General features: G+C 39.8%; 24 protein-coding genes and 1 pseudogene. 12 read left to right on the forward strand and 13 right to left on the reverse strand.

Annotation, left to right across the window (positions count from 1 at the left end; all coding sequences use genetic code 11):
- The first annotated feature begins 562 nt into the window (after nt 1-562).
- Nucleotides 563-1,198 carry a TetR/AcrR family transcriptional regulator gene (locus HHO47_RS00220; protein ID WP_169017757.1) on the forward strand — a complete coding sequence of 212 codons (636 nt, stop codon included), beginning with the start codon at nt 563-565 and terminating at the stop codon, nt 1,196-1,198.
- A 63-nt stretch (nt 1,199-1,261) separates the two neighbouring features.
- Nucleotides 1,262-2,254, forward strand: coding sequence for an MDR family oxidoreductase (locus HHO47_RS00225; RefSeq protein WP_169017759.1), 993 nt, complete (start codon nt 1,262-1,264; stop codon nt 2,252-2,254).
- 59 nt (nt 2,255-2,313) lie between these two features.
- Here the strand turns inward: HHO47_RS00225 and HHO47_RS00230 are convergent, their stop codons facing one another.
- Nucleotides 2,314-2,775, reverse strand: coding sequence for a hypothetical protein (locus tag HHO47_RS00230; protein WP_248290890.1), 462 nt, complete (start codon nt 2,773-2,775; stop codon nt 2,314-2,316).
- A 228-nt stretch (nt 2,776-3,003) separates the two neighbouring features.
- On the opposite strand from HHO47_RS00230, the gene HHO47_RS00235 reads away from it, so the two are divergent.
- Nucleotides 3,004-3,420 (forward strand): VF530 family DNA-binding protein, encoded by a 417-nt coding sequence (locus HHO47_RS00235; RefSeq protein WP_169017761.1) that lies wholly within the window; start codon nt 3,004-3,006, stop codon nt 3,418-3,420.
- A gap of 24 nt (nt 3,421-3,444) precedes the next feature.
- Here the strand turns inward: HHO47_RS00235 and HHO47_RS00240 are convergent, their stop codons facing one another.
- On the reverse strand, nt 3,445-4,251 hold the full coding sequence (locus tag HHO47_RS00240) for a sulfite exporter TauE/SafE family protein (RefSeq protein WP_169017763.1): 807 nt from the start codon (nt 4,249-4,251) through the stop codon (nt 3,445-3,447).
- 516 nt (nt 4,252-4,767) lie between these two features.
- Here HHO47_RS00240 and HHO47_RS00245 point away from each other — a divergent pair.
- On the forward strand, nt 4,768-5,742 hold the full coding sequence (locus HHO47_RS00245; protein WP_169017765.1) for a DUF1852 domain-containing protein: 975 nt from the start codon (nt 4,768-4,770) through the stop codon (nt 5,740-5,742).
- Between the two features lie 68 nt (nt 5,743-5,810).
- A complete protein-coding gene (locus HHO47_RS00250; protein ID WP_169017767.1) occupies nt 5,811-6,857 on the forward strand; it encodes a methionine synthase in 1,047 nt (348 codons plus the stop codon).
- A gap of 97 nt (nt 6,858-6,954) precedes the next feature.
- On the opposite strand, the gene HHO47_RS00255 is transcribed toward HHO47_RS00250, so the two are convergent.
- The 6 genes and pseudogenes from HHO47_RS00255 to HHO47_RS00280 form a co-directional block, all read right to left on the reverse strand.
- On the reverse strand, nt 6,955-7,134 hold the full coding sequence (locus tag HHO47_RS00255; protein WP_169017769.1) for a GNAT family N-acetyltransferase: 180 nt from the start codon (nt 7,132-7,134) through the stop codon (nt 6,955-6,957).
- A gap of 67 nt (nt 7,135-7,201) precedes the next feature.
- Nucleotides 7,202-7,831 carry a DUF6058 family natural product biosynthesis protein gene (locus tag HHO47_RS00260; protein ID WP_169017770.1) on the reverse strand — a complete coding sequence of 210 codons (630 nt, stop codon included), beginning with the start codon at nt 7,829-7,831 and terminating at the stop codon, nt 7,202-7,204.
- Nucleotides 7,832-7,907: 76 nt separating this feature from the next.
- Nucleotides 7,908-8,275: pseudogene (locus HHO47_RS00265) on the reverse strand (DUF3859 domain-containing protein).
- Nucleotides 8,276-8,324: 49 nt separating this feature from the next.
- The gene (locus tag HHO47_RS00270; protein ID WP_169017772.1) at nt 8,325-10,148 is read right to left on the reverse strand and encodes a protein kinase domain-containing protein; all 1,824 of its coding nucleotides are present in this window, start codon (nt 10,146-10,148) and stop codon (nt 8,325-8,327) included.
- Nucleotides 10,149-10,304: 156 nt separating this feature from the next.
- Nucleotides 10,305-11,231 (reverse strand): electron transfer flavoprotein subunit alpha/FixB family protein, encoded by a 927-nt coding sequence (locus HHO47_RS00275; RefSeq protein ID WP_169017774.1) that lies wholly within the window; start codon nt 11,229-11,231, stop codon nt 10,305-10,307.
- Entirely contained in the window at nt 11,232-11,981 is a 750-nt protein-coding gene (locus HHO47_RS00280) for an electron transfer flavoprotein subunit beta/FixA family protein (protein ID WP_169017776.1), read from the reverse strand. It abuts the gene before it with no gap.
- Nucleotides 11,982-12,175: 194 nt separating this feature from the next.
- Between HHO47_RS00280 and HHO47_RS00285 the strand changes: the two genes are divergently transcribed.
- The 5 genes from HHO47_RS00285 (at nt 12,176) to HHO47_RS00305 (ending at nt 18,089) form a co-directional block, all read left to right on the forward strand.
- The gene (locus HHO47_RS00285) at nt 12,176-13,822 is read left to right on the forward strand and encodes an electron transfer flavoprotein-ubiquinone oxidoreductase (RefSeq protein ID WP_169017778.1); all 1,647 of its coding nucleotides are present in this window, start codon (nt 12,176-12,178) and stop codon (nt 13,820-13,822) included.
- A gap of 100 nt (nt 13,823-13,922) precedes the next feature.
- Entirely contained in the window at nt 13,923-14,396 is a 474-nt protein-coding gene (locus HHO47_RS00290; RefSeq protein ID WP_169017780.1) for an acyl-CoA thioesterase, read from the forward strand.
- 181 nt (nt 14,397-14,577) lie between these two features.
- Nucleotides 14,578-15,282: a tRNA (N6-threonylcarbamoyladenosine(37)-N6)-methyltransferase TrmO gene (gene tsaA / locus HHO47_RS00295; protein WP_169017782.1), complete on the forward strand. Its 705-nt coding sequence runs from the start codon at nt 14,578-14,580 to the stop codon at nt 15,280-15,282.
- A gap of 90 nt (nt 15,283-15,372) precedes the next feature.
- Nucleotides 15,373-17,097 (forward strand): proline--tRNA ligase, encoded by a 1,725-nt coding sequence (locus HHO47_RS00300; RefSeq protein ID WP_169017784.1) that lies wholly within the window; start codon nt 15,373-15,375, stop codon nt 17,095-17,097.
- A gap of 149 nt (nt 17,098-17,246) precedes the next feature.
- Complete coding sequence (locus HHO47_RS00305; protein WP_169017786.1) at nt 17,247-18,089, forward strand: UDP-2,3-diacylglucosamine diphosphatase; 843 nt, start codon at nt 17,247-17,249, stop codon at nt 18,087-18,089.
- A gap of 134 nt (nt 18,090-18,223) precedes the next feature.
- On the opposite strand, the gene HHO47_RS00310 is transcribed toward HHO47_RS00305, so the two are convergent.
- Genes HHO47_RS00310 through HHO47_RS00320 form a run of 3 tightly spaced genes read right to left on the reverse strand, consistent with a single transcriptional unit; the run spans nt 18,224 to nt 21,019 of the window.
- Entirely contained in the window at nt 18,224-19,432 is a 1,209-nt protein-coding gene (locus tag HHO47_RS00310) for an ABC transporter permease (protein ID WP_169017787.1), read from the reverse strand.
- Nucleotides 19,425-20,213 carry an ABC transporter ATP-binding protein gene (locus HHO47_RS00315; protein ID WP_169017789.1) on the reverse strand — a complete coding sequence of 263 codons (789 nt, stop codon included), beginning with the start codon at nt 20,211-20,213 and terminating at the stop codon, nt 19,425-19,427. Before HHO47_RS00315 ends, HHO47_RS00310 begins: the two co-directional genes overlap by 8 nt.
- Nucleotides 20,210-21,019, reverse strand: coding sequence for a DUF3025 domain-containing protein (locus tag HHO47_RS00320; RefSeq protein WP_169017791.1), 810 nt, complete (start codon nt 21,017-21,019; stop codon nt 20,210-20,212). The genes HHO47_RS00315 and HHO47_RS00320 overlap by 4 nt, the downstream gene beginning before the upstream one ends.
- 108 nt (nt 21,020-21,127) lie before the next feature.
- Here HHO47_RS00320 and HHO47_RS00325 point away from each other — a divergent pair, with 108 nt between their 5' ends.
- Nucleotides 21,128-22,753: a M28 family metallopeptidase gene (locus tag HHO47_RS00325; RefSeq protein ID WP_169017793.1), complete on the forward strand. Its 1,626-nt coding sequence runs from the start codon at nt 21,128-21,130 to the stop codon at nt 22,751-22,753.
- Between the two features lie 160 nt (nt 22,754-22,913).
- Nucleotides 22,914-24,086 carry a putative manganese transporter gene (locus HHO47_RS00330; protein ID WP_169017795.1) on the forward strand — a complete coding sequence of 391 codons (1,173 nt, stop codon included), beginning with the start codon at nt 22,914-22,916 and terminating at the stop codon, nt 24,084-24,086.
- A gap of 53 nt (nt 24,087-24,139) precedes the next feature.
- Here the strand turns inward: HHO47_RS00330 and HHO47_RS00335 are convergent, their stop codons facing one another.
- Both HHO47_RS00335 and HHO47_RS00340 read right to left on the reverse strand, forming a co-directional pair.
- Nucleotides 24,140-24,499, reverse strand: a complete 360-nt coding sequence (locus HHO47_RS00335) for a DUF805 domain-containing protein (RefSeq protein WP_169017797.1) — start codon at nt 24,497-24,499, stop codon at nt 24,140-24,142.
- A gap of 134 nt (nt 24,500-24,633) precedes the next feature.
- Nucleotides 24,634-26,196, reverse strand: a complete 1,563-nt coding sequence (locus tag HHO47_RS00340) for a dihydrolipoyllysine-residue acetyltransferase (protein ID WP_169017799.1) — start codon at nt 26,194-26,196, stop codon at nt 24,634-24,636.
- Between the last annotated feature and the right edge of the window lie 8 nt (nt 26,197-26,204).

Below are 26,204 nucleotides of genomic sequence, written 5' to 3' on the forward strand. Positions count from 1 at the left end.
GTCGTACAACCTTCTGTGCGACCCATATATGTACAAAAAATTACGACTATCTAATCACTAACACGCAGTTTCCTGCTCTAATTGTGACTGCGGTTTATAGGTGAAGTTCCTATAAAAAATATAATTATGACAAATTTATTTCAACCCATTAATAGTAAAGAAGTTTAATTTTTGAACTTATTCAGGCCGTTTATTGCGGCTTACTCGCACTTAATTAGCCCACATTTCACATACACTTTTTTAAATTGTTTAATAATTAATCCTTGCAACTATACCCAAACCACCTCAAGATACAGAATTCAGCGTTTCACAGGGGCTTAGTATCAAGGCGTTACTTTGCAACAATGGCAGTCCCTTTTAAGAAGTAACAACGCTGAGAGTAAGTGCCTGTGAAACGCCCAACGGGTTGGTTTAAAAGCGATTTATACTGCGTTATTGATTTTAACAATAGAACCACTATTACTTGCAATCAATGCCTTGCCTAAATCGCTTTTAATTCCAACTGAAACTCGCATCTTGAGGTGGTGTGGGTATATTAATACGATCGGTCTAATATGTGTTTATGCTAAAAAATAGTCAAAATCCACCACGACGTGGTCGCCCACCAAAAGTTGCCCGCAGTAATGCCGATACCAAAGCGTTACTTATTGCTACGGGGGTAGAAACACTTAGCGAGTTTGGCTTCAGTGCCACAGGACTTGATACCATTTTAAAAAAAATAGGTGTTCCAAAAGGATCTTTTTACCACTACTTTAATAATAAAGATGCCTACGGCTTAGCTGTTATAGATGCTTACAACGATTACTTTGTTGCTAAACTCATTCGCTATCTAGGACCAAGCGATACCCCTCCTTTAGAGCGACTGATCAATTTCACCCAAAGTGCAGCACGGGGTATGCAAAAGTACGATTTTAGTCGCGGTTGTTTAGTCGGTAATTTAAATCAGGAACTAAACCACCTCAGCGATGACTTTAAAAATAAACTATTAAACAGCTACGAGATTTGGCAACAACATGTGCAAGCTTGCCTGGCACAAGCTCAGCAGGAGCGTGTTATTGCAGCCAACGTGAATACCACACAAATGAGTGAATTTTTTTGGATTGGCTGGGAAGGTGCAGTAATGCGTGCCAAGCTAACTAAAAATACTCAGCCACTTATTTTATATACTGAAATGTTTTTACGTGCATTGCTTAGGTAACGGCTTAAGTAATTGCTCTTTTTGCATAACAATTAAAAGACGATCGGTCTAAATGGAGTCCAGATGAACAATCAATTTAAAGCTATTGTTATAAATAATACTGACGATAGGTATACCGCATCAGTACAAACACTAAACAATAGCGAATTACCCAATCTCCCCGTCAAACTAGATGTGCTTTACAGCACCCTAAATTATAAAGATGGTTTAGCTATTACAGGAAAAGGCCCCGTGGTGCGCTCATTTCCTATGGTGCCGGGTATTGATTTAGTGGGTAAAGTAACAGCCAGTGATTCTAGCGAGCTCGCTATTGATCAGTTGGTATTATTAAATGGCTTTGGTGTTGGCGAAAAATACTGGGGGGGTCTGGCTCAACAAGCCGCTCTTAATGGCGATTGGTTGATCCCACTCCCAACGTCGTTAACCCCTAAACAAGCCATGCAAATTGGTACTGCCGGTTACACCGCGATGCTCAGTATTATTGCGCTTGAAAAGCAAGGCATCACTCCCGACTCTGGTGATATTCTAGTAACGGGTGCAAACGGTGGTGTGGGTAGTTTTGCCGTGTATTTACTTAATCTACTAGGTTATAGCGTAGTTGCAGCAACAGGTCGTGTCGATCAAAGTGAACATTTAAAACAACTTGGTGCCTCTGAAGTGATCGACCGAAATGAGCTATCAAAGCCAGGTAAGCCATTAGCAAAAGAGCGTTTTGCTGCAGCCATTGATTCGGTTGGCAGTCATACCCTTGCTAATATTTGTGCTTCTTTAAAATATGGTGGTGTAGTTACTGCCTGCGGTTTAGCACAAGGCATGGATCTTCCTGCATCCGTTGCGCCGTTTATTTTGCGTGGTATTACATTGATCGGCATAGACAGTGTAATGCGCCCAAAGGCCGACCGCATCCAAGCATGGCAACGTTTAGGTGAGCTTGTTGAGCAGAGCTACTTAGATAAAATATCAACTGAAATTAATTTAGAGCAGGTTATTAATACGGCTGATGAGCTGATGGCCGGCAATATTCGCGGCCGTGTGGTGGTTAACTGTCAGCTGTAAAATACAGTTGTTAAAGCTTCTTATGTCTGGCGATAGAAGAAGCTTTAACTATTAACTAACTAAGCGCCTAAAGTAGCAAGTTTCTCTTTTAATTCCTCTTTTGAAATCAAACCCATTTCATGTTGCTTTTTAACTTTGCGGATAGTGTCAAAATTATCAAGCTTTAATCGTGCTTTAGCTAGTTTTTGTTCTTTTTCTTGCTCTGAAATTACATCAAGTTTCACCGCTTTTTCAAGCTTCTCTTTTTCTTGATCATATTCTTTTTGGAAAATAGCTTTCTCTTGAATGATGATTTGATCTTTGAGCTTTTTCTCAATTTCAATTGCTTCATCTTCAAGCTCAATTTTTTTCTCAAGTAACGGTTCAACACGATTTAACGCTTCTTGCAAAACTGTTTCGACATTTTGGCCTTGGTTTTCAAGTAAGTTTTCTACGTACTTCTTACCAATATCTTGGTAGCCAATATTCAACTGCCCTTCGATTGAGGTGATTTCCGAACGGATCGCTGATGTTTGAACCAATTGTTGTCGCTTGTGTTTTAATTTTATTAAAAAGACCCATGTGTATTATTCCTTAAATCTATCATCTAATGTTGTGGCGTCATGCCGATACTTATTAAAGTACGCTAATATTACCGATAAACTAAACAAATGTAAATTACATAAGCAAACTGACTCTATATTCTTGTATCAAATTATCGTGATAAAAATTATAATTATGCCATTAGCGTTTAGAAAAAGAGTGTAAACATGAGTAATGAAGATTTATTTGGCAATAACCCACTGCAAGGTGTAAAACTTGAGCAAGTTGTATCAGAATTAGTTGATCAATATGGGTGGGAGCTTTTACATGCTTATCTACTGCTTAACTGTTTTAAAAATAATCCTGATATTAAATCTGCGGTTAAATTTTTACGAAAAACTCAATGGGCACAAGATAAAGTTGAAAACTTTTACTTGTACCGTTTAAAAAACCTACCAAAACCAGATGACGTACAGTATCAACTTCCGCCACGTGATCGTGTTATCCCTGAAGATCATAAACCGGGTGAACCATGTGAGTTAAGTTTTAGCGACGCAAAACGTATTCAAGCGAAAAAAGAAGCCAAAGATCGTGCACGAACCCGTAAGCAACGTTCAAATGCCAGTAATCCTTGGGGAAACTAGGTGCTAGCTGCAGCACCCTTGCCATCAATACATAATCATTTTTACTGCGGTTGCTAACAACAATGCGGCGAAGATTTTTTTGATCAAAGAAACCGGTAAGTAATGAGTGCCTTTGGCGCCTAATGGTGCGGTAAACCATGATGTGCAAATAATACCGAATAACGCTGGTAAGTACACAAATCCAGCAAATCCATCTTCTAGTGAAAAATGACCGCTACCTGAGCTGATGTAACCAATTGAACCAAATAATGCGATAACAATGCCGCATGCGGATGCACACCCTATGGCTTTTTTCATATTTACCGAGAAAAATGTTAATAAAGGCACTAATAACGCCCCGCCGCCTATTCCTATCATCGCCGATATACCACCGGTGATCGTAGTTAGGATAGTTAATAGGCCTTTATTTGGCATACCACGTTCATAGGGTGTACTTTTACTACTGAAAAACATTTTAATGGCAATCACCACCACAGTAACGGCAAACACAATACGCACTATGTTTTCAGGCAGTAGTGCAGCTAAAAAACCACTGATAAGCGCTCCGAGTGCAACGCCCGTCATTACCCACGGCGCTAACTCCCAAGGTACATTACCGTTTTTATGGTGGGCAATTGCGGAAGACGTTGAGGTGAATAATATTGATGCTAATGACGTTGCAATTGCGGCAATAACGACTTGCTCAGCTGGTAGAATTTCAAAATGCAGTAAAATAATACTCAACACAGGAACAATAACCAGCCCGCCCCCAATACCTAGTAGCCCTGCTAAAAAACCTACGCCGCTGCCAAGTAAGGCGCAGTATAAAATCAACATTATCAATTCACTCATTGCGTTTATCTCTTATTATAATTTTGGGGCACTCATGCCAGATGAATGCGGTTCTATTTCCAACAGAGCAGCTATCACTCACCACATTGGCCGCGAGTATATCAATATAACTGATGCCCATTGATATATTTGGCTAAATTAAGCCCTGAATAATCCTCATGTTTTAGATGAAATAAATACAATAAACCCATCTAGAAGTCTAAATGTATAGAACCCTAACTTAGCTATGCTATTTTTTACGCTCCGCTACGAGTAATTTTTAGCTATATGGTAAGTACTATTTTTAGCTGATGAAGACAACTCATGTTTTAGGTGAAATTAAACCGTTTTTATTCATGTACCGATCCACGTATAAATAACTCAACTCTTAGATGCTACACAGTTTTACAGCGGTTTTAATTAATCATCAGACACAAAAGCTGTGAACATTACTGACTGAGATATCAATAACGTAAATTCGCTCAAGAGCACAGCACAAACGCAGGTTTTAAATCAAATAATTGGATACAGATCACCATGACTAAAGATTTCACATTTACTATTAAGAGTATTTGTCTCGATGAAAATTATCATCCAGCAGTTAATACACGTATCACTACCAATTTTGCCAACTTGGCCAGAGGTAGTTATCGCCAAGCAAACTTACGCAACGCCTTAAAAATGATCGATAACCGTTTTAATGCCTTGGCGCAATGGGATAACCCAAAAGCGGATCGTTATTCTGTAGAGCTTGAAATCATTTCTGTTGATATAGATATTGCTGGCAGTGGTAATAGCTTTCCATCGATTGAAATATTGAAAACACATATTGTTGACCATCACACTAACAAACGCATTGAAGGCATTGTAGGAAATAATTTTTCCTCCTATGTGCGCGACTATGATTTTAGCGTATTACTGCAAGAACATAATAAAGATCAGCCTAAATTTAGTATTCCTGATAACTTTGGCGAGCTGCATGGCAAACTATTTAAATATTTTATTAATTCAGACAGCTACAAAAAGCACTTTAAAAAGCCGCCAGTAATATGCCTAAGTGTTTCGGATAACAAGACCTATCATCGCACTGAAAATCAGCACCCTGCGTTAGGTGTTGAATATCAGCCAAATGAACCGTCTTTGACTGAGCAATATTTCAAAAAAATGGGCTTGCAGGTGCGTTATTTTATGCCGCCAAATAGTGTAGCGCCCTTAGCCTTTTATTTTGTTGGTGATTTGCTAAATGATTACACTCACCTTGAGCTTATTAGCACTATTAGCACTATGGAGACATTTCAAAAAATCTACCGACCAGAGATCTATAATGCCAATGCGACTGCAGGTAAATCATATCAACCAAATTTGAAGAACCTAGATCATTCACTCACGCAAATTGTTTATGACCGTGAAGAGCGCAGTAAATTGGCCAATGAACAGGGGAAATTTGCTGAGCAGCACTTCATCAAGCCATATCAAACAGTGCTTGAGCAATGGTCTGCTAATTACGCGTAATAGCGAGTTCAATCGTTAGATTCAATCGCAACTTAAAAAGTTAACCCAAATAAATGGCATTATTTATTATGAAAACATCTATTAGCAAAACAATATTACCGACTTCAACGGCAGGCAGCTTACCTAAACCTTCATGGCTTGCAGAGCCGGAGACTCTTTGGTCACCTTGGAAACTACAAGGTGATGAATTAATTGACGGAAAACACGATGCGTTACGGATCTCTCTGCAAGAGCAACAACGCGCAGGTGTGGATATTGTCAGTGATGGCGAACAAACACGCCAACACTTTGTTACCACATTTATTGAGCACCTTAATGGCGTAGATTTTGAAAACCGTAAAACGGTAAGAATTCGTGACCGCTATGATGCCAGTGTACCTACTGTGGTAGGTCCTGTTAGTCGTATCAAATCGGTTTTTGTTGATGATGCTAAGTTTTTACGCAGCCAAACCAAACAACCGATCAAATGGGCGCTACCAGGTCCTATGACCATGATAGATACACTTTATGATGACCATTATAAAAGCCGCGAACAGCTCGCTTGGGAATTTGCCAAAATTCTTAATCAAGAAGCCAAAGAACTGGAGGCTGCGGGGGTTGATATCATTCAATTTGATGAGCCTGCATTTAACGTGTTTTTTGATGAAGTAAATGATTGGGGAATTGCGTGTTTAGAAAAAGCCATTGAAGGCCTTAAATGCGAAACCGCCGTACATATTTGTTATGGTTACGGTATTAAGGCAAACACAGATTGGAAAAAAACCTTAGGCTCAGAATGGCGACAATACGAAGAAGCATTTCCAAAACTGCAGCAATCTAATATTGATATTATCTCATTAGAATGCCACAACTCTCATGTACCAATGGAACTACTTGAACTTATTCGCGGTAAAAAAGTAATGGTAGGTGCCATTGACGTTGCCACCAATACCATAGAAACACCAGAGGAAGTGGCAAATACGCTACGTAAAGCACTGCAGTTTGTCGATGCTGATAAACTCTACCCGTGTACTAACTGTGGTATGGCTCCCCTGCCTCGCGCAGTTGCAAGAGGTAAGCTTAATGCATTAACCGCTGGTGCAGAAATCGTTCGTAAAGAGTTAGCTGCAGGCTAACGTGTGTATAAAGCGAGGTAGGATTTCTGCCTCGTTTAACTTAATCTCCTTCACATCAAAACTAAAACGCAAAGCTGTTAAAACATAGTTTAGTAAATTAGCTACAATTTATTCTTGATGTTAAAACATGATCTTGCCAAGTCCCCGCTATTTTCAAATAGGATTTAGCAATCCCCTCTTTTTCAAAGCCAAGTCTTTGTAAGAGCATTTCGGAACGGATGTTTGATTGCATATAATTAGCCATAATTCTATGCAGAATTATATTCAGCAAAAACATATTGGATACATGTTTCTAAAAATTCAAACTATTATTAATTAAACACTTAATATCTTAATAAATCTTGTTAGAGTTTATATTTTCGGCGAACTTCATTTATTAAACGATGGCGAGAACTTTTCAGCCTTTCGTGTGGGGCAAATAATGAACTAGCTGAATCTAAAAGGTTAACAGCAGAGCTAAGTTTAGTTAGTTGTTCATCAGTTAATTCTGTAAGCGCTAATAAATCATTAATTTCAAGAATCGACAACTCTTTAGCTGCAATGTCCTCAGGTAAGCCTGATTTAGTACACAAGCCATATATGCCCTTTAAAAAATGCCCCCATTCTTCTTTAATGTGATTGTTAAGCTCTGAATTTACTTTAGCGTCACTTGAACAATGACCTTGCTTATTAAGGTTAGCGAGAGCGGTTTTATAACGAGTAGCAAAAACAGCATAAATAGCATCGCGTGAATTGAGTGATTGAATTATGCCTAACCATGAAGCATAACCTTTTGCATAATATTCTATTTCTTGTTCACTATCATAAGAACCAAAAAATGAGTCACTTTTTAACGCTAGGTTTAGTTTATAAGAGCATTGCGGCATTAAGCCATGTTCTTGGTACTCTCGTAGAGCTTGTTCGTTCGTTTTTGCAATATCAAGCAGCTCCAGCTTGGTATAGAAATGTTCATTAAGATATTTGATTAATTCCATTAGCTCTGAGCCTCCACAAAATACTTGTTATTTTTATTTGCACGCAAATTATAAGTTTACTAGATATCAATACACTCTAACTAATGTCTATGCGACAACTTGTTATGAAAATACAATACCCGCGCTTTTGCCAAAATTCGATTTCTGACATTGACTCTTGTTCAAACACTGAAAATGTTTTATCGGCAATCAGTTTAGCTCTATGGTCATACGCCAGTCACCTATTTTATTGCTTATAGGTTCCCATAAGGTATCACCTAGGTAAAAGTGCCAGTCATTGTCTTTAACGTATTCAAAGCCGTCAAATGGTGGCATTACCTCACCATCAGCATCCGGTATATCAGGATGGTATATACAATAATGAAGCTTTTCGCCTTTGGCTTTTTTAATATTAATGATAAAACCAAAGCTTTGCATAGTGATCACGGGCTTAGTTTTTGCCATTATTTATCCTTTTTTTGATGCATTAGTTTAACGTATTTATACGGCAAAATTAAGCGCCAAAACGTTTAGGATCTTTAGGATAGAAAAAATCAGGCTGGCGATCACACAAGGCAAACTCACGGGTGTTTTTGTAAGGTAGTTTCATAAACCCAGCGACACCGACATCAGTAATACTCACCGCATATTGCATCATCTTATTAAGCAGACGCTTAAACTGAGCTTCTTTAGTGCCATCTAACAAACGATAGTAATGATGTATTTTCATTCTATCAGGTAAAGCTTCAAAAATAATGCAGCCAGTATGGTGTATTTGATTTAACTCAAACACACATTTTATAACCTTTTTTGGGAGCTGTAGTTGCTCGTCCGGATCTTTACCATCTTCAAAATACGAATGTGGTCGGGTGACTTCTGCACTTTTTAAATTCATCACTTCATAATTAAGCTCAGGTAATTGTTCAAACTTAAATGCGCCGGTGCCATCGCGTTCAAGTTGAATGGTCTTTCTAGCATCAAATAAACAACACTTAAATAAGCCTTTTTGATGAATGCCTTGTGCCAACATCACGGTATTATTAACCGCTTGGGAAAAAGCATGGCCTAAACTTTCATCATGCATGATCAGTGATGATTCAACGAACAGTGATTCTTCTTTCCAATGAAAGCTTAACCCCCCTACGACTGGGTATTTTGCTAGCCGGCTAATTGAGGCTAAAAATGCTTTTTCAGTATCACCGGTATCAAACAGGAATTCTTTATAATACCGGTCCAATTGAGCGTCATTTACATCAAGCAGTTGTTGGTTATGGTCGGCTTGGCGTAAAAATTGTTTGCGTGAGCTATAAACCACTGTATCGGGAAGTTCTTCATCGTTACCAAACCAAAATGGAATATTGGCTCGCACATGTTCAGCTAAATTGAGCTCTGGTAAATATGCTTTTGCCATAGCAGGCATATTACGCATAAAGTAATCTCCAGCTCCATCTCGAATCACTTTATCTTTAGAGAGCATACCGTCAATCACTTTTGCAAGCTCCATAGGGAGCCCTAATGAACAGACAGGGATCACTTGCGCGCCAAATCGGCATGACTGTGCAGAAGCCAGTGCGTATAAGGTGGAAGCCACACCTTGCTCATCAAAACGCGGCGATGATTTAGCCCCTGACATTTGCTCATCACCAATAAAATACACATCCCCCATCCGCGCATTAGTGGTACTTAAATCGCCAGACATTAAATCCATAAAATTGCTTGAGATCGGTTCACCATTACTGTCTATTTGGGCATACACTGAGCTACCCCAATCCACCAGCGACAGGCCTTGGGTTGTTTCATCCCACACTAGGTTTGAAGGCTTGATATCGCCATGCACCATTGGCTGTGGACTGATCCCATTTTTATGATTACGCAGATCAATTAATACATTACGCAGTTGTAAAGCTAAACGGGTAATTGCTGCGGCGCTAAAACGGCCTTTTTTCAGTGATACTTTTTCTAAATCTTCACCAGTAGCGCGGGCCATCATTAATATGCCCTGCTTTTTGATCCGTTCAAAAGCATAAAACTTAGGCACTAATGGGTTATCAACTTGCGAGAGCATATACGCTTCGTCCTCAAGTCGATCACGTACACTTTGCGCCAAGGTGATACGTGAAAATTTAAACACCCAAGGACGTTTTCGCTCATCTAACCCCGCAAATACAAATCCAAAAGCACCCGAGCCAATCATTTCAACCTGGCTGTAGCCTAAATTAGTGAGTTGTTTAATACAGATATTCAACCATTGCCGGTGCTTTTTGGCGTCATGGTGCGAAAGCAAATAGACCGACTGCTCTTCATTGATATAAAAATTGCGAATTGCTTCGGTTTTCACTGCGAGGTCTCAACGTATTCTAAATAAATGTAAGGGATAGTGCTGAATTTATAGTCATTTAGCCTCAGCTTAACGTGTCCTGATATTTTGCGCAAAAAAGCTGTTGTGATCAGCGAGCTGATCACAACAGCTTTTAACAACCAGAATTATTATAAATTAGAGTGCTTGTTCAAGCTCTGGTAGCACATCAAATAAATCAGCTACTAAACCATAATCCGCCACTTGGAAGATTGGCGCATCAGGGTCTTTATTGATAGCCACAATCACTTTTGAGTCTTTCATACCTGCTAAGTGCTGAATTGCGCCACTGATACCCACTGCAATATATAAGTTAGGCGCAACAATTTTACCCGTTTGACCTACTTGCATGTCATTGGGTACAAAGCCTGCATCAACCGCAGCACGAGACGCGCCAATAGCTGCACCTAGTTTATCGGCAATACCATTAAGTAATGAGAAGTTCTCGCCGTTTTGCATACCGCGTCCACCTGATATAACCACCTGTGCAGCGGTTAACTCTGGACGCTCAGATTCGGTTTGCTCAACACTTACAAAGGCGCTTAATTCACTGCTAAACACAGAGTCAACAACACGACTCTCAGCGGGAGTTTGCTCATCTTGCAGATCAAAGCTACTTGCGCGAACGGTTATCACTTTTTTGCTATCAAGTGATTTTACAGTCGCAATGGCATTACCTGCATAGATTGGCCGTTTAAATGTATCAGCGTCAACCACATCAATGATTTCTGAAATTTGTGCAACATCAAGTAATGCGGCAACACGTGGCATAAAGTTCTTGCCCGTTGTAGTGGCACTCGCAACAAGATGCGAATAATCTGGCGCAAGCGATAACACTAAATCGGCGATATTTTCTGCTAACTGATGTGCATATGCACTGTTATCGGCAACTAATACACCGTTTACACCCGCAATGCTGGCAACCGCTTCACTCATCGGTGCTACGTTTTCACCCGCAATGAGTACATCAACTGCAAAACCAAGCTTTAAGGCCGCATTAATCGTTTTTGATGTTTCAGGCTTTAAAATGCCATTGTCATGATCTGCAATAACTAATGTTTTCATTTAAATCACCTTCGCTTGTGTTTTTAATAAATCAACTAACTGTGCTACATCATTAACAATGATTCCGCCACTGCGTTTAGCAGGCTCATTCACTGTAACAAGTTGAATACGCGGTGTTAAATCAACACCTAAGCTATCGGCTGCAATTACCTCTAGTGGTTTACGTTTTGCTTTCATGATATTTGGCAATGACGCATAACGCGGTTCATTCAAACGTAAGTCTGTTGTAACAACAGCTGGCAGTTTTAAAGCCACGGTTTGTAAGCCGCCATCTACTTCACGAGTTACATTAATCGTGCCATTTGCAACATCTACTTTTGAAGCAAATGTGCCTTGCCCGCGCCCAGTAAGAGCTGCCAGCATTTGACCTGTTTGATTGTTATCTGAATCAATCGACTGTTTACCTAAAATCACCAGTTCAGGAACTTCTTGCTCGACGATTTTAGCAAGCAGCTTTGCAACGTGCAGTGATTCTAATTTTTCGTCAGTCTCAATATGAATCGCTTTATCGGCGCCCAGTGCCAGTGCTGTACGTAATTGTTCTTGAGATGCTTTAGCACCAATAGTTACAGCAATCACTTCTGTGGCAGTGCCCGCTTCTTTTAGACGGATAGCTTCTTCAATGGCAATTTCACAAAACGGGTTAAGTGCCATTTTCACATTAGTTAGATCAACGCCGCTATTATCTGCTTTAACGCGTGCTTTTACGTTGTAGTCGATAACTCTTTTTATTGGAACGAGAACTTTCATAGCAACTCCATATTTTTTAAACCTACAAGCTAACGTGTACGTCAACCTATTTATTTTATGAAATCAGACTACTTACTGTTGACGTAAACGTCAACCTAAAATAACCTTAAACTATTCATCGCCTGTAACGTTTCATTTGCAAGTATGAAATTGCCCTCGTAAAGGCACAGGTCCGTCACATAAAAGAGGTTTATATGGTCGAACGCGAAACCATGGAATTTGATGTCGTTATTATCGGCGCAGGCCCTGCAGGCTTAGCTACCGCCATACGATTAGCGCAACAAGCACAAGAAAAACAACAAGAGTGCATGATCTGCGTGGTTGAAAAAGGCTCAGAAGTGGGCGCCCATATTTTATCGGGCGCAGTATTTGAAACCACCGCTTTGGAGGAGTTACTGCCCAATTGGCAAGAACTTGACGCACCTGTCACAACCAAAGTGACCAATGATGAGATTTATTGGTTTAATAACGAAAATAAAGCAACCGCTATCCCTCATTTTGCTACCCCTAAAACATTTCATAATCATGGCAACTATATTGTCTCTATGGGTAACGTATGTCGTTGGCTAGCAGAGCAAGCCGAAAACCTTGGCGTTGAGATTTTCCCAGGTTTTAGCGCTCATTCATTAATAATAGAAGACGATACCGTAAAAGGTATTGTTACTGGCGATATGGGCCTTGATAAAGACGGCAATGAAAAAGATGGTTTTATGCCAGGTATGGAACTTCGTGCCAAATACACTGTATTTGCTGAAGGTTGTCGTGGCCACTTAGGCAAACAGCTGATCAATCAATTTGCGCTTGATCAAGATGTCTCACCGCAACATTATGGTTTAGGCTTTAAAGAAATTTGGCAAATAGATCCTGCCAAACACAAGCAAGGTCATGTTGTTCACGGAACTGGTTGGCCTTTAAGTACAGATACTAACGGTGGTGCGTTTATGTACCACAGTGATAATAATCAAGTTGTAGTCGGCTTAATCGTTGATTTAAATTACTCAAACCCGTATTTAAGCCCGTTTGATGAATTTCAGCGCATGAAACACCACCCAATCTTTAAAGATGTATTAGCTGGTGGCGAACGTATTGCTTATGGCGCTCGTGCGATTGCTAAAGGTGGTTTGCACTCATTACCAAAAATGCACTTCCCAGGTGGTTTGTTGGTCGGCTGTGATGCTGGCACCTTAAATTTTGCCAAAATCAAAGGTAACCACACAGCGATGAAATCAGGCATGATTGCCGCTGAGGTTATTTTTAAAGCCTTGAGTAACGCGCAGGCGCACTCCGATCTTACTGAGTATACACAAGCCTTTAAACAAAGCTGGGCCTATAAAGAGTTGCATCAATCTCGCAACTTTGGTCCTGTAATGCATAAACTAGGTAAATTTATAGGAGGAGCTTATAATACCCTTGATCAAAATATTTTTGATGGTGGCTTACCTTTTACTTTTAAAGATAATACACCTGATCACTGCACATTAGTTGATAAAAAACATGCAGATAAAATTAACTACCCAAAACCTGATGCTGTACTTAGCTTTGATAAATTGTCATCTGTATTTTTATCAAACACTAACCATGAAGAATCTCAGCCGTGTCATTTACAACTAAAAAACAACGCCATTCCTATTGACGTAAACCTTGTAAAATTTGACGAACCAGCGCAGCGCTATTGTCCCGCGGGGGTTTATGAAGTGCAACAGGTTAACGGAAAAGATGAGTTTGTGATCAATTCACAAAATTGTGTGCATTGTAAAACCTGCGATATTAAAGATCCCAGCCAAAATATTACCTGGGTAACCCCTGAAGGTGCTGGAGGGCCAAACTACCCCAATATGTAAATTATTTTAAATTTTGAACTAATCCTAAATTGCAGGGGGCTTCGGCCCCTTTTTTACGCTATGCTCAATAATAACCGCCTAATAGTAAAGAGTAATATGTATGCCGTCGTCAAATGTAGTGTTTCGTTTTTTAGCTGAGCCCACCGATGTTAACTTTGGAGGAAAAGTCCACGGTGGTGTTGTCATGAAATGGATTGATCAAGCTGGTTATGCATGTGCCGCTGGTTGGAGTGGTCACTACTGCGTCACAGTATCAGTGGCTGGTGTGAAATTTCGCCGCCCTATTCTTGTTGGGCAAATTGTTGAGGTAGAAGCTAAAATTGCCCATACGGGTAAAACAAGCATGCAAATCTTTATACAAGTGCGATGTGGTGATCCCAAAACACAAAATATGGTTGAAACAAACCACTGTGTTATTAGTTTCGTAGCCATGGATGAAACTGGCTACCCTGTTAATGTGCCAGAATATGTGGCAGTGAGTAACGAAGAGAAACAACTTGAAAACTACGCAATAAAAATGAAAGAAATTGCCATTGAAACTGAAACCTTACTACACAAATGCGAACCAGAATAATCGCCAAGTAAAGTTTACATAAAATTAGAAGACGATATTGATACGGATATGGATGTCGCGTCTGTTTCAGTGCAATACATGTTCTAAAGTTTTTTAAACTCCCCTTATTTAAGGCAGCTTCAGGCTGCCTTTTTTAGTATGAACAGGTAGAATAGCGTATCTTCAACAGTCATTGAGTTTCATGAGCAATTTTCAACTAACGGCCATCGGCCATATTCAATCTCCCTATAAGCAGAAGTTTGCTATTCCTCGCCAACCGCGTTTAGTGCCACAAGCCAAAGCAAAGCTTGTGTTTGCTGCTGATTTTAACCGTGAAGAATTTGTTCGTGGCTTAGATGAATTTAGCCATATTTGGTTATTGTTTCGCTTTCATGAAACTGCTGATAAAGGCTACTCAGCCATGGTTAGGCCACCGCGTTTAGGCGGCAATGAGCGCAAAGGCGTGTTTGCCACACGCGCCACCTTTAGACCCAATGCCATTGGCATGAGTGCCGTCAAGCTTGAAGGCATAGAGTATAAAAATGGCCAATTATGCTTATTGTTAGCGGGCATTGATTTACTCGATGGCACCCCGATTTTAGACATCAAACCATATTTACCCTATTCTGATGCCATGATTGATGCCACCGCTGGCTTTGCTGATACTCGCCCAGAAACGCAAATGACCGTTGAGTATAGCCCGCAAGTCCATGAGTTTATTGCACAGCAAACCGACTACCCAGAGTTGCATGATTTTATTAGTAATGTACTCAAGCAAGATCCTCGCCCTGCTTATAAAAAGCAAAAAGAGGGTGAACAAAGTTATGGGATGACCTTGTATGATTTTAATATCCGTTGGCAAGTCCACGACGAGCATAACTATGTCACGAGCATAGAAAAAAGTTAGAAAAACACACTTAGCGCTTTAGTGTAAAAGCAACCGCTGATAAACTGAGTGCCCAATTGAAATAATAATTTTATAACTATCGGAATAAACATGCGTACCAGTCAATATATACTCGCAACACTTAAAGAAACGCCATCAGATGCTGAAATTGTATCGCATCAATTAATGTTAAGAGCGGGCATGATCCGTCGCGTCGCGTCGGGCCTATATACTTGGTTACCCTCTGGGTTACGCGTGTTACGAAAAGTCGAAAAAATTGTACGTGAAGAAATGGACAAAGCAGGTGCAATCGAAATGTTGATGCCTGTTATTCAACCTGCGGATCTATGGGAAGAGTCTGGCCGTTGGGAACAGTTTGGCCCAGAGCTTATGCGTTTTACTGACCGTCATAATCGTACTTTCGCGTTAGGACCAACCCATGAAGAAGTGATCACCGACTTTGTTCGTAAAGAAGTAAGTTCGTATAAACAATTACCGCTTACTTTGTATCAAGTACAAACAAAAGTGCGTGATGAACGCCGTCCTCGTTTTGGGGTTATGCGCGCGCGTGAATTTACCATGAAAGATGCCTATTCATTTCATTTAAGTGAAGAATGTTTAGATGCAACTTATCAAGTAATGCACAAAGCATACTGTAATATATTCGATCGCTTAGGCCTTGACTACCGTCCTGTTATTGCTGATACCGGCTCTATCGGTGGTAGCGTATCTCATGAATTTCATGTGTTAGCTGAATCAGGTGAAGATGCGATTGCCTTTAGTGATAACAGTGACTACGCAGCAAACATCGAAAAAGCAGAAGCATTAGCACCAAGTGAAGCACGCCCTGCACCGAGCAAAGAATTAAACGCATTCCCTACCCCAGATGCAAAAACCATTAATGAGCTTAAAAAGCATTACGGTGTTAAACCTCATCGTGGTGTTAAAACGCTGATTGTTTACGGAGCAGCAAATGAAGATGGCCAACGTGATTTAGTTGCATTAGTGATACGTGGCGATCATGAACTAAACGAACTTAAAGCTGAAAAGCATCCATTAGTAGATTCGCCACTAACAATGGCAAACGAAGCTGACATCATTGCTGCTATTGGCGCTAAACCTGGCTCATTAGGGCCTGTTGGCTTAACCATGCCAATTATTATTGACCGCACAGCCAATGTGATGGCTGATTTTGTTGCTGGCGCTAATAAAGATGACGAGCATTACAGTGGCATAAACTGGGACCGCGATGTAACTGAGTATGAAGTTGCTGATCTACGTAATTGTGTCGAAGGTGATCCTAGTCCATGTGGTAATGGTACTTTACATATCAAACGCGGTATTGAAGTTGGCCATATTTTCCAGCTTGGTACTAAGTACTCAGAAGCGATGAAAGCTGGCGTACTAAGCGAATCAGGTAAAAACCAAATAATGACCATGGGTTGTTACGGTATTGGTGTATCGCGTATTGTTGCAGCGGCTATTGAACAAAATAATGACCAATACGGTATTATTTGGCCACAGCCAATCGCCCCATTCGATTTAGCTATTGTACCAATGAATATGCATAAATCGCATCGTATTCCTGATATCGCAAATAATCTTTACGACGGTCTAAAAGCCGCAGGCTTAGACGTGTTATTTGATGATCGTAAAGAGCGCCCTGGTGTAATGTTTAACGACATGGAATTGCTTGGTGTATCTTTCACCTTAGTAATTGGTGAGCGTAATCTTGATGAAAACAAGGTTGAGCTAAAAAATCGCCGTACCGGTGAAAAGCTAATGATTGATATTGATACCGCTGTTGAAGCAATAAAAGCAGCCATGAACGCTTAATTATTAGCCCTCTACAACAAAAAAACCGCGTAATGCGGTTTTTTTGTTTTTCCATGATCATTAATTGTCATAGATGTTTCGTCTAACAGTCTTATAAACGTCATTCAAGTTGCTTAACTTTGTTACTATTACACCGTGAGTAACCTCCTATGCACAATATCGAAAAAAGTGATAAAAAGTACTATCCAGCCGTTTGGATCTCCGATGTACATTTAGGCTATAAAGATTGTCGAGCCGATTACCTACTCGACTTTTTAAATAGAATTGAGTGCGATACCCTTTATCTAGTGGGTGACATCGTCGATTTATGGTCTATGAAGCGAAATTTTTATTGGCACCCTAGTCACTATCAAGTATTAGCCTGTATTCAAGCCAAAGCAGTTCAAGGTACTCGAGTGATTTATATTCCCGGCAATCACGATGAAACATTCAGGCAATATATAAACAACAGCTTATTCGGTATTGAAGTCCACCAGCAATATATTCATACCACAAAGGCTAATAAGCGCTTTTTGCTTGTCCATGGTGATGACTTTGACTCTGCCACTCGCTACAACAAGCTAATAAGTATTGCAGGTGATGCGGGTTATGATTTTTTACTTTTTTTAAATCGCTGGACGAACCGTATTCGCCGGCTGTTTGGTCAGAACTATTGGTCACTCGCAGCGTGGATAAAAGCACGCGTTCATAAAGCACGAGAAGCAATAGAAGCTTTTGAAAATGCAGCTATTCATGAAGCAAAAAAACAAGGTGTTGATGGAATTATTTGTGGTCATATCCATCACCCTGAAATTAAAGTCGTTGATGGTATTGTTTACTGTAACGATGGAGACTGGATAGAAAGTTGTACAGCTCTGGTAGAACAAGAAAATGGTCGTATCGAATTACTACACTGGTCTGATACTCAAACAGTAATTAATTCGGCTGATATTACCAAACTTAATCAAAATCTTGGCGGAGAAAAAGCTAAACCAGAAAAATCAGCAGCTTAGAATTTAGACTATGTGGTTTATTTTAACCACATAGCTAATTTATCCTTCAAAACTTTTGTCTTTATGGGTTTAGTTATATACCTGCTGTAATACAAAGACGTTTGATCTGTATTTAGTATTTCCTGCGCATCGTGTTACCTAAATAAGACTGCTTCTTTATTAAACCATTTAACACAAAATGCTAATAACGCACCTGCAACAATAACGGTCGCTAAAAAGATTAGTCCAAGTAGCGTATAATCAATCGTGCCTTTGATAATTTCTTTAATCGCCAAAGCCACATTAGTTACCGGGATAAATGCGGTTTTAGCGGTTAGCTCCACATTCGGTAATAAGGCAACTATAATAGGAAATATCACCCCCATGCTCAGTGGAGTCATATAATTTTGCGCTTCTTTAAAGCTACGTGCATAAATCGATATTGCTAACGAAAGGGAAGAAAAAATAGCGGCAACGGGCAATAAAATAATAAAAATGAGTGTCAAGTCTAATACTCGTAATGAACTAAATGCTGTTTTTACCACATCCAAATCAATGAAAGTAATCGCAATACTGATCCATATACCCATACTCAACACGGTTATGGTTGTGGTCGCGATTGATGCTGCAAGTAAAGTAATAAATTTACCTAATACAAGTTGCGTACGGGTGATTGGTGTCAGTAGTAAGGTTTCTAATGTGCCGCGTTCTTTTTCACCTGCACCTAAATCAATAGCTGGGTATGTTGCTCCCATCAATACTAATGGAATAAGTAAGTAAGGAATAAAGCCGCCTATTTTCTCACCTAAATTTTCTCGTTTATCAGCAGTATCAACTTTCACAACTTTGATTGGATCAATAATCGCACTTTGTTGCTCAACTGAAACACCATAACTCAATAATTTTTCAGCTCTTAGGTTATTACCAAACTCTTCAGCAAGCTCTTTTACTCTATCGAATAAAAAGTTAATCGCTTTGGCATCGTTATAAACCACTTGCCACTGGCTTTGTTTTGCGTCATCAAGGTTTTGTTTGGCATCTGCGGGTAAGAAAATCCCCATATCAATGGTGCCAGCTTTAACAGCCTGTGTAAGCTCTGCAACTGTATTAAAGGTATGTTCACCTTTATATAATTGAAAGCTTTTATGGTAAAAAACTTTATCTGTGAATGATTGTGCATATTCGCCATTGATAATGGCATAGGTATGAACTTTTTGTTCGGCTTCTAGTGTTGCTTGAGAACTAATAAATGCCATCACCGCAAATAATAATGGAAAGATAGCCACTGGCAATGCAACAATAAAAATGAGTGTTTTTTTATCGCGTAATAACTCTTTTAATTCCTTTTTAAATACTTCAAACATCACGTTTCTCCGTTAAAATGTTCATAAACGCTTGGTTTAGCTCTTCACTGTTACCTGCCTGTTTAAACTCTTCAACAGTGCCGTCAAAACAACTGATCCCTTCGTTGATCACCGCAACGCGGTCACACAGTAGCGCTACTTCATCTAAATGGTGGGTTGAGAATATAACTGGAGTCCCTTGTGCTTTGAGCCCTTTGATAAATTCGATCACTGTTTGTGTGGTCATAATATCTAACCCCGTTGTCGGTTCATCGAGTACCACTACTGCGGGATGGTGCACAACTGCGCGAGCTATATTGGCTTTTTGTTTCATACCTGTTGATAGGTTTTCTGCGCGTTTATCAATAAAGCTATGCATATCAAGTAGGTCAAATAATTCATCGCAGCGCGTTTTAATCGCGGCTTTATTCATACCATGTAGTTTTGCAAAATATTCTATATTCTCTTTTACCGTTAAGCGTCCATATAAACCAGTACTGCCAGATAGAAAACCAATAGACTTACGACCAAATAGTGGTTTTTTAATAATGTCTTCGCCAGCAATGATTATTTGTCCTTCATCGGGTTTTAACGCTGTCGAGAGCATTCTTAGCGTGGTGGTTTTTCCTGCACCATTAGGACCGAGTAAGCCAAGCACTTCACCTTTATTACAATGAAAACTGACATTTCGCACTGAATGAAAATAATCTTTATCTTCACGGGGATCTATTTTATCGACTTTGTTTTTTTTATGATCTTTGGTTAGCTTAAATTTCTTTTTAAGCTCCGTAACTTCTATCATGTTCGTGTCCTTCGTTTTGGTCTAAAGTAATCTGTATTACTATAAAACTCGGGGTTATTATTATCATACCAGCCTGGTACGCCTAGCAGCGGTAATGGAGATAGCTGACTATTGTCCCTTAAACAGTTATCAATGCTAATCATCTCATAAAGGGTTTGATCAATACACTGATACTGCTGGGCTAAATCTTTACAAAATATGTCATTTGGTACTTTTACAAATAATGCTTTACCTGTCAGACCAATATACGGCTTTGTTAGCATTTCATAATTGGCGTGACCGAACATAAATGGCGCAATAGTTTTCCCCCACAACGCTCTTTGTTCAATAAATGCCTGCTGCCATTGATGATTTTTAAGCAGTTTAGGCCAAACATCATCACTTACAGCAAGTACAACCCCACATTCATCAAACAAGGTTAAGGCATTGCGATGTTTTGAGCGTACTTTAGTGCCATGCTGTGTGATCTCTTCAACATGACGCTGATTGATCAATGCTTTTGTTTTAGGAAATAAGCACCAGATAAGTCCGCCAAATAAGTCATGCCAATTTTGTTGTCGGGTTGGGACTTGTCCGGTATCAAAAATGATTTGTTCATAATAGCGCTCTTCCTCACTAAAGCAGGCATCGTCAACAAAACGAATTGATTGTTGATTTGCATTTTTAGCATCTAAATATGATGAAAACCACGCACATTGCGGCCAGTCAGGTAAACGGGTTAAAGAAAACAGTGTATTTAAATGGCTAAAAGCACCATTTTCTAAACTGGCGCTATGCCATTGTTCGTAAGGGGTAAAACGCTTCATGAGTATCTTTAGCTTTACAATTATTATGGTTGGAGTTTACCGCAAAAACTGGTTCTCTTTAATAGAAGTTCTTATACTGAGCTCACTTAAAACAAAAAAAGAGCGACTATGAAACGTTATTTTTCTCTTACACTCCTTGCAACTGCGGTACTTGCAGGATGTGCAACAACAAGTCTCACCTCTGATGATGTTAGCAAAGGGTATAATTCAATCAATGCCCAACAACTTGCTGAGCATGTCAAAGTGCTTGCCTCCGATGAATTTGGTGGCCGCGCCCCATCTTCAAAAGGTGAGGAGCTCACACTGGCGTACCTTACTGAAGAATTTAAAAAACTAGGTTATCAACCAGGTAATGGCGACAGCTTTTTACAAGAAGTACCGTTGGTGTCTCTTGAAGCTGATCCAAACATGGTGTTAACTATCGGTGGCAAAGATTACCAGTATAAAAAAGATATGGTGATGGGCAGCAGTCGCATTAGCGAACGCCAAAGTATTAAAGACTCTGAACTAGTATTTGTTGGTTACGGTGTTAATGCCCCAGAATATAATTGGAATGATTACGCAGGTTTAGATGTTAAAGGTAAAACTGTAGTGATCTTAGTCAATGATCCTGGTTTTGCTACAAAGGATCCTGCTTTGTTTACTGGTGACGCCATGACTTACTATGGCCGTTGGACTTACAAATATGAAGAAGCCAGCCGTCAAGGTGCTGCTGGGGCTATCATCATCCATGAAACTGCACCGGCCTCTTATCCTTGGTCTGTGGTTGAAAACTCATGGAGTGGCGAGCAGTTTGGTTTTCAAAAAGAAAACAATAATATGGACAGGGTAGCCGTTGAAGGTTGGGTAACTACAGAGGTTGCTAATGAGCTTTTCACTAAAGCAGGTTTAGATTTTGCCACAGCGAAAGCCAATGCAGCAAAAGGCGCTTATCATGTCGATATGGGCGATTTAACCGCGTCTGTTGCAGTTAAAAACACCATCAAAAAATCAATTTCATATAACTTCATTGCGACTTTACCCGGTAGTGAAAAATCAGATGAGCATATTATATACTCAGCACACTGGGATCACTTAGGCACTGATAAAAACCGTAAAGGCGACCAAATCTACAATGGTGCCCATGATAACGCGACAGGTACTGCAGGCTTAATTGAAGTAGCTGAAGCGTTTGCAAGTTTACCAAAGCACCCTAGCCGCTCGATGACCTTTTTAGCTGTAACAGCTGAAGAGCAAGGTTTATTAGGATCTAAATACTATGCTACACACCCAGTAATTGCAGCAAATAAGACAGTCGCTAATATTAATATGGATAGCTTGAATTTGTTAGGCAAAGTAAAAGATATCAGCGTGGTTGGTATTGGTAAATCTGAAATGGACTCGCTATTAGCACAGGCAGCGAATGCACAAGGGCGTACTGTATCGGGCGATCCTAAACCATCTTCAGGCGGATACTATCGCTCTGATCATTTTGCTTTTGCCAACATGGGTATTCCAGCCATGTATGCTGGCGGTGGCAGTGAAGCACTTGACGAGGATACGGCCAATTACCGTAAACGCATGAGCTTAGTGCTACGTGGTTGTTACCATCAACCATGTGACAGATACCGTGATGAATGGGATCTATCGGGAGCTGTACAAGACTTACAACTGTTTTATCAAGTAGGTTTTGATATTTCTGAGCAACCACAATGGCCAAAGTGGAATGCAAACTCAGAATTTCAACGTAAGTAGTTCTATTTAATCACAACCTTAAATTCAAATTTAAACTAACTTTGATTTGGCTATCGAAAAACTCAAACAGAGTAATCGATTTAAATAGAGTTAAATGATATTGATTATCATTTAATTAAAATATACAGTGTGACCTAGTTAATTTATTAGGTCACATTGTATGATTTTACTCTCTCACATTGGTGCTATTACTCCCGCCTCAAAACGCTTTTTGAGCCAAAATAAACGCTTACTGCTGCCTTTATTTATTTTAACTTGCCTTGCAATACCGCAATTACGCGAAATAACAATGACCGCACTGAGTGATGCATTTTTTCAAGTGAGTGTGTTTGTTGCCGCAACTCTTTTAATTTATTACTACGCTATAGAACACTTACCTCAATTAGAGCTTAGTTATTTAAGTGCCAAGTCACCTATGTTAGAAATTAGCTTTGCAGCAGTTTTAGGTGCATTACCTGGCTGTGGTGGGGCTATTATTGTGGTTACTCAATTTACAAAAGGCCAAGCAAGCTTTGGCGCTATTGTTGCCGTGCTAACAGCCACAATGGGCGATGCAGCGTTTTTATTACTTGCTACCCGCCCTACTGAAGGCTTGTTAATTATGGGCACAGGGTTGGTTGTGGGTACATTCAGTGGTTTGCTGGTGAATACCATACACAAAAAAAACTTTTTACGCCCAACAGCGCAAGAACATAAGCACCACATTAAAATATTCTCAACTAACATTATTAAAATCAGTAAACCGGTTTGGATGGTAGCAATTATCCCAAGCCTTATAATTGCCTTTTTGATTGCGTTTAATGTTGATTTTTCACAGTATGGTGCAAGCACAAGTACTGTGATCACACTATTTGGTGCAGTAATGGCTTTATTTATTGTTAGTATTTGGGCACTTTCGTCAAGAGGCGAAAGCTATCAAGAAGTCACGTCAGAAGACGATGCATGTAACCCCCCTTCTAAAATAATAAAAGTATTACAAGATACCCATTTTGTAACGGCATGGGTTGTCGCTTCTTTTATGCTATTTGAGATTTTGGTTAACATTGTAGGAATTGATTTAAAAACGTGGTTTGTACATTACGCCTATTTAGCGCCATTAATTGCAGTACTTATTGGATTTTTACCCGGCTGTGGCCCGCAAATAATTGTTACAACTCTTTATATTCAAGGCATTATTCCCTTTAGTGCTTTAGCAGGAAACGCGATTTCTAACGACGGTGATGCGTTATTTCCAGCAATAGCAATGGCACCACGCGCCGCATTAGTCGCGACTATTTATTCAGCCATTCCTGCCATGCTGGTTGGGTATGGGTTATATTTCTTTGGGGTGTAATTCACGGCTTTAAAAGCTCAGCGATCACAGAGCTTTTAAAGTATTGGGTAGATTTATTCGACTACTAGTTCAACTTCTTTTGGGTTAGCGCCGTGATCATTTTCGCCTTCTTGCGAATCTTGCGCTAAGAAGATGATTAATACGATCCAACCAATTATTGGCACCAGCCAAAGTAACTGCCACCAGCCAGAACGGTTCGTATCATGAAGACGTCGAGCACCTGCGCTTAATTGAGGGATCAACACAGCCAAACTATATAGTGTTCCTATGATCGCAGTACCTGTGAAATAATCTATTGCACCAGTGACACACGAAAAAATAACATTGAACAATATAAACATCCAATATGCTTTGCGACGAGTACGGCCATTAAAATCGGCATAACGACGCATTGCTTCCATAAAATATTCCATAATAATTCCTTAATTTTTTTTAAATTCCCTTACGGGTGTATCTATTTAGAGACACCAATATAATAAATAAAAAACAACAATAGTAAAACAAAAAACCAGCACTAGGCTGGTTTTAAAATAGGTAACGATTAAAGTTAACTCATTGCCATCATCATTTTGGCTGGGGTTTCTAAGTAAGATTTCCACACGTTATTAAAACGTGCAATCGTGCCGCCATCAATAACACGGTGATCGCCAGACCAGCTCACTTGCATAATAGCTTTACTCACAACCTGACCGTGCTCATCAAAACGCGGGAGATGCTGTAACTTACCTAATGCAACAATTGCCACTTCAGGCTTATTGATGATCGGCGTTGCAATAGTGCCGCCAATTGCCCCAATATTAGAAATACTAATAGTACCGCCTTTTAAGTCATCCGGTGTTACGCGCCCTTCTCTTGCTGCATCCGTTAGTCGCGTTACTTCATTGGCAACATCCACAATACTTTTTAATTGGCATTGTTTGATGTTAGGTACTAATAAGCCAATTTTTGAATCCACCGCCATACCTATATTGTGATCTGCAAAATAAGTAAGCTCAGTACAGTCATCATTTACTTTTGAATTTAATACCGGGAATTCTTTCATCGCCAATGATAAAGCTTTAATGAAAAACGGCATCATAGTCAGCTTAACGCCTTGTTGCTTATACTGCTCTTTCAATTCAGTACGCAATGCAATAAGTGCGGTTAAATCAATTTCGTCACAAAATGTAAAATGTGGAATTGTACTAATTGACGCAACCATTTGTTTAGCCATCGCCGCTTTAATGCCTTTGATTGGCTCAACCCGTTTACCACTTGTGATGGAATTGGCTGTATTTGCAATGTCAGTGCTACCTTTCAATGGCGAAGTATCAATACTGTTTGGCACTTCACCTTTTACAAAGCGTTCAATGTCTTCTTTATAAATACGGCCATTCTTACCACTACCTGGAACTGTAGTTAGATCAACATCAAGTTCACGCGCTTTACGTCTTACAGCAGGCGATGCGACTGCCTTTTTATTAATTACAGGAGCTGCTGCCACTGGCTTTTCAACTACTGCTTTGGTTTGTGCTTTCACTAATGCATCATTGATATCGACAACATTTGCTTGAGTGCCTGCAATCGACATTTGAAAAAGAGGGCTGTGTACTTGCGCAATATCCCCTTTAGCATAATAAAGTTTTACCACGGTGCCCGTATATTTAGCGGGAATTTGCACTAACGCTTTATCGGTCATTACATCACAAACAGCCTGATCTTCCTCTATCAAATCGCCTTCACTGACTAACCACTCAACAATTTCACACTCAACAATTCCTTCACCAATGTCGGGAAGGATAAAATCCTCAACGACTTCAGAGTGAGTATTTATTTGCGTGTGCTCAATTGCACTGATTGCTTCTGTTTGCGCATGATCAATAGCAGTCTCACCAGCTACATCCATTGCAAACAGCGGGGCATGCACTAAAGCAATATCCCCTTTGGCATAATACAGCTTACTGATCACACCATCATGAACCGCAGGAATTTGCACCAGTGCTTTGTCTGTCATTACATCGCAAATAGGTTGATCTTCAGCAACAACGTCGCCTTCAGTTACTAACCATTCAACCACTTCACATTCAACGATACCTTCACCGATATCCGGTAAAATAAAATCTTTTGCCATGATGACTC

Source organism: Pseudoalteromonas arctica, assembly GCF_012927645.1.
Taxonomy (GTDB): Bacteria; Pseudomonadota; Gammaproteobacteria; order Enterobacterales; family Alteromonadaceae; genus Pseudoalteromonas; species Pseudoalteromonas arctica_A.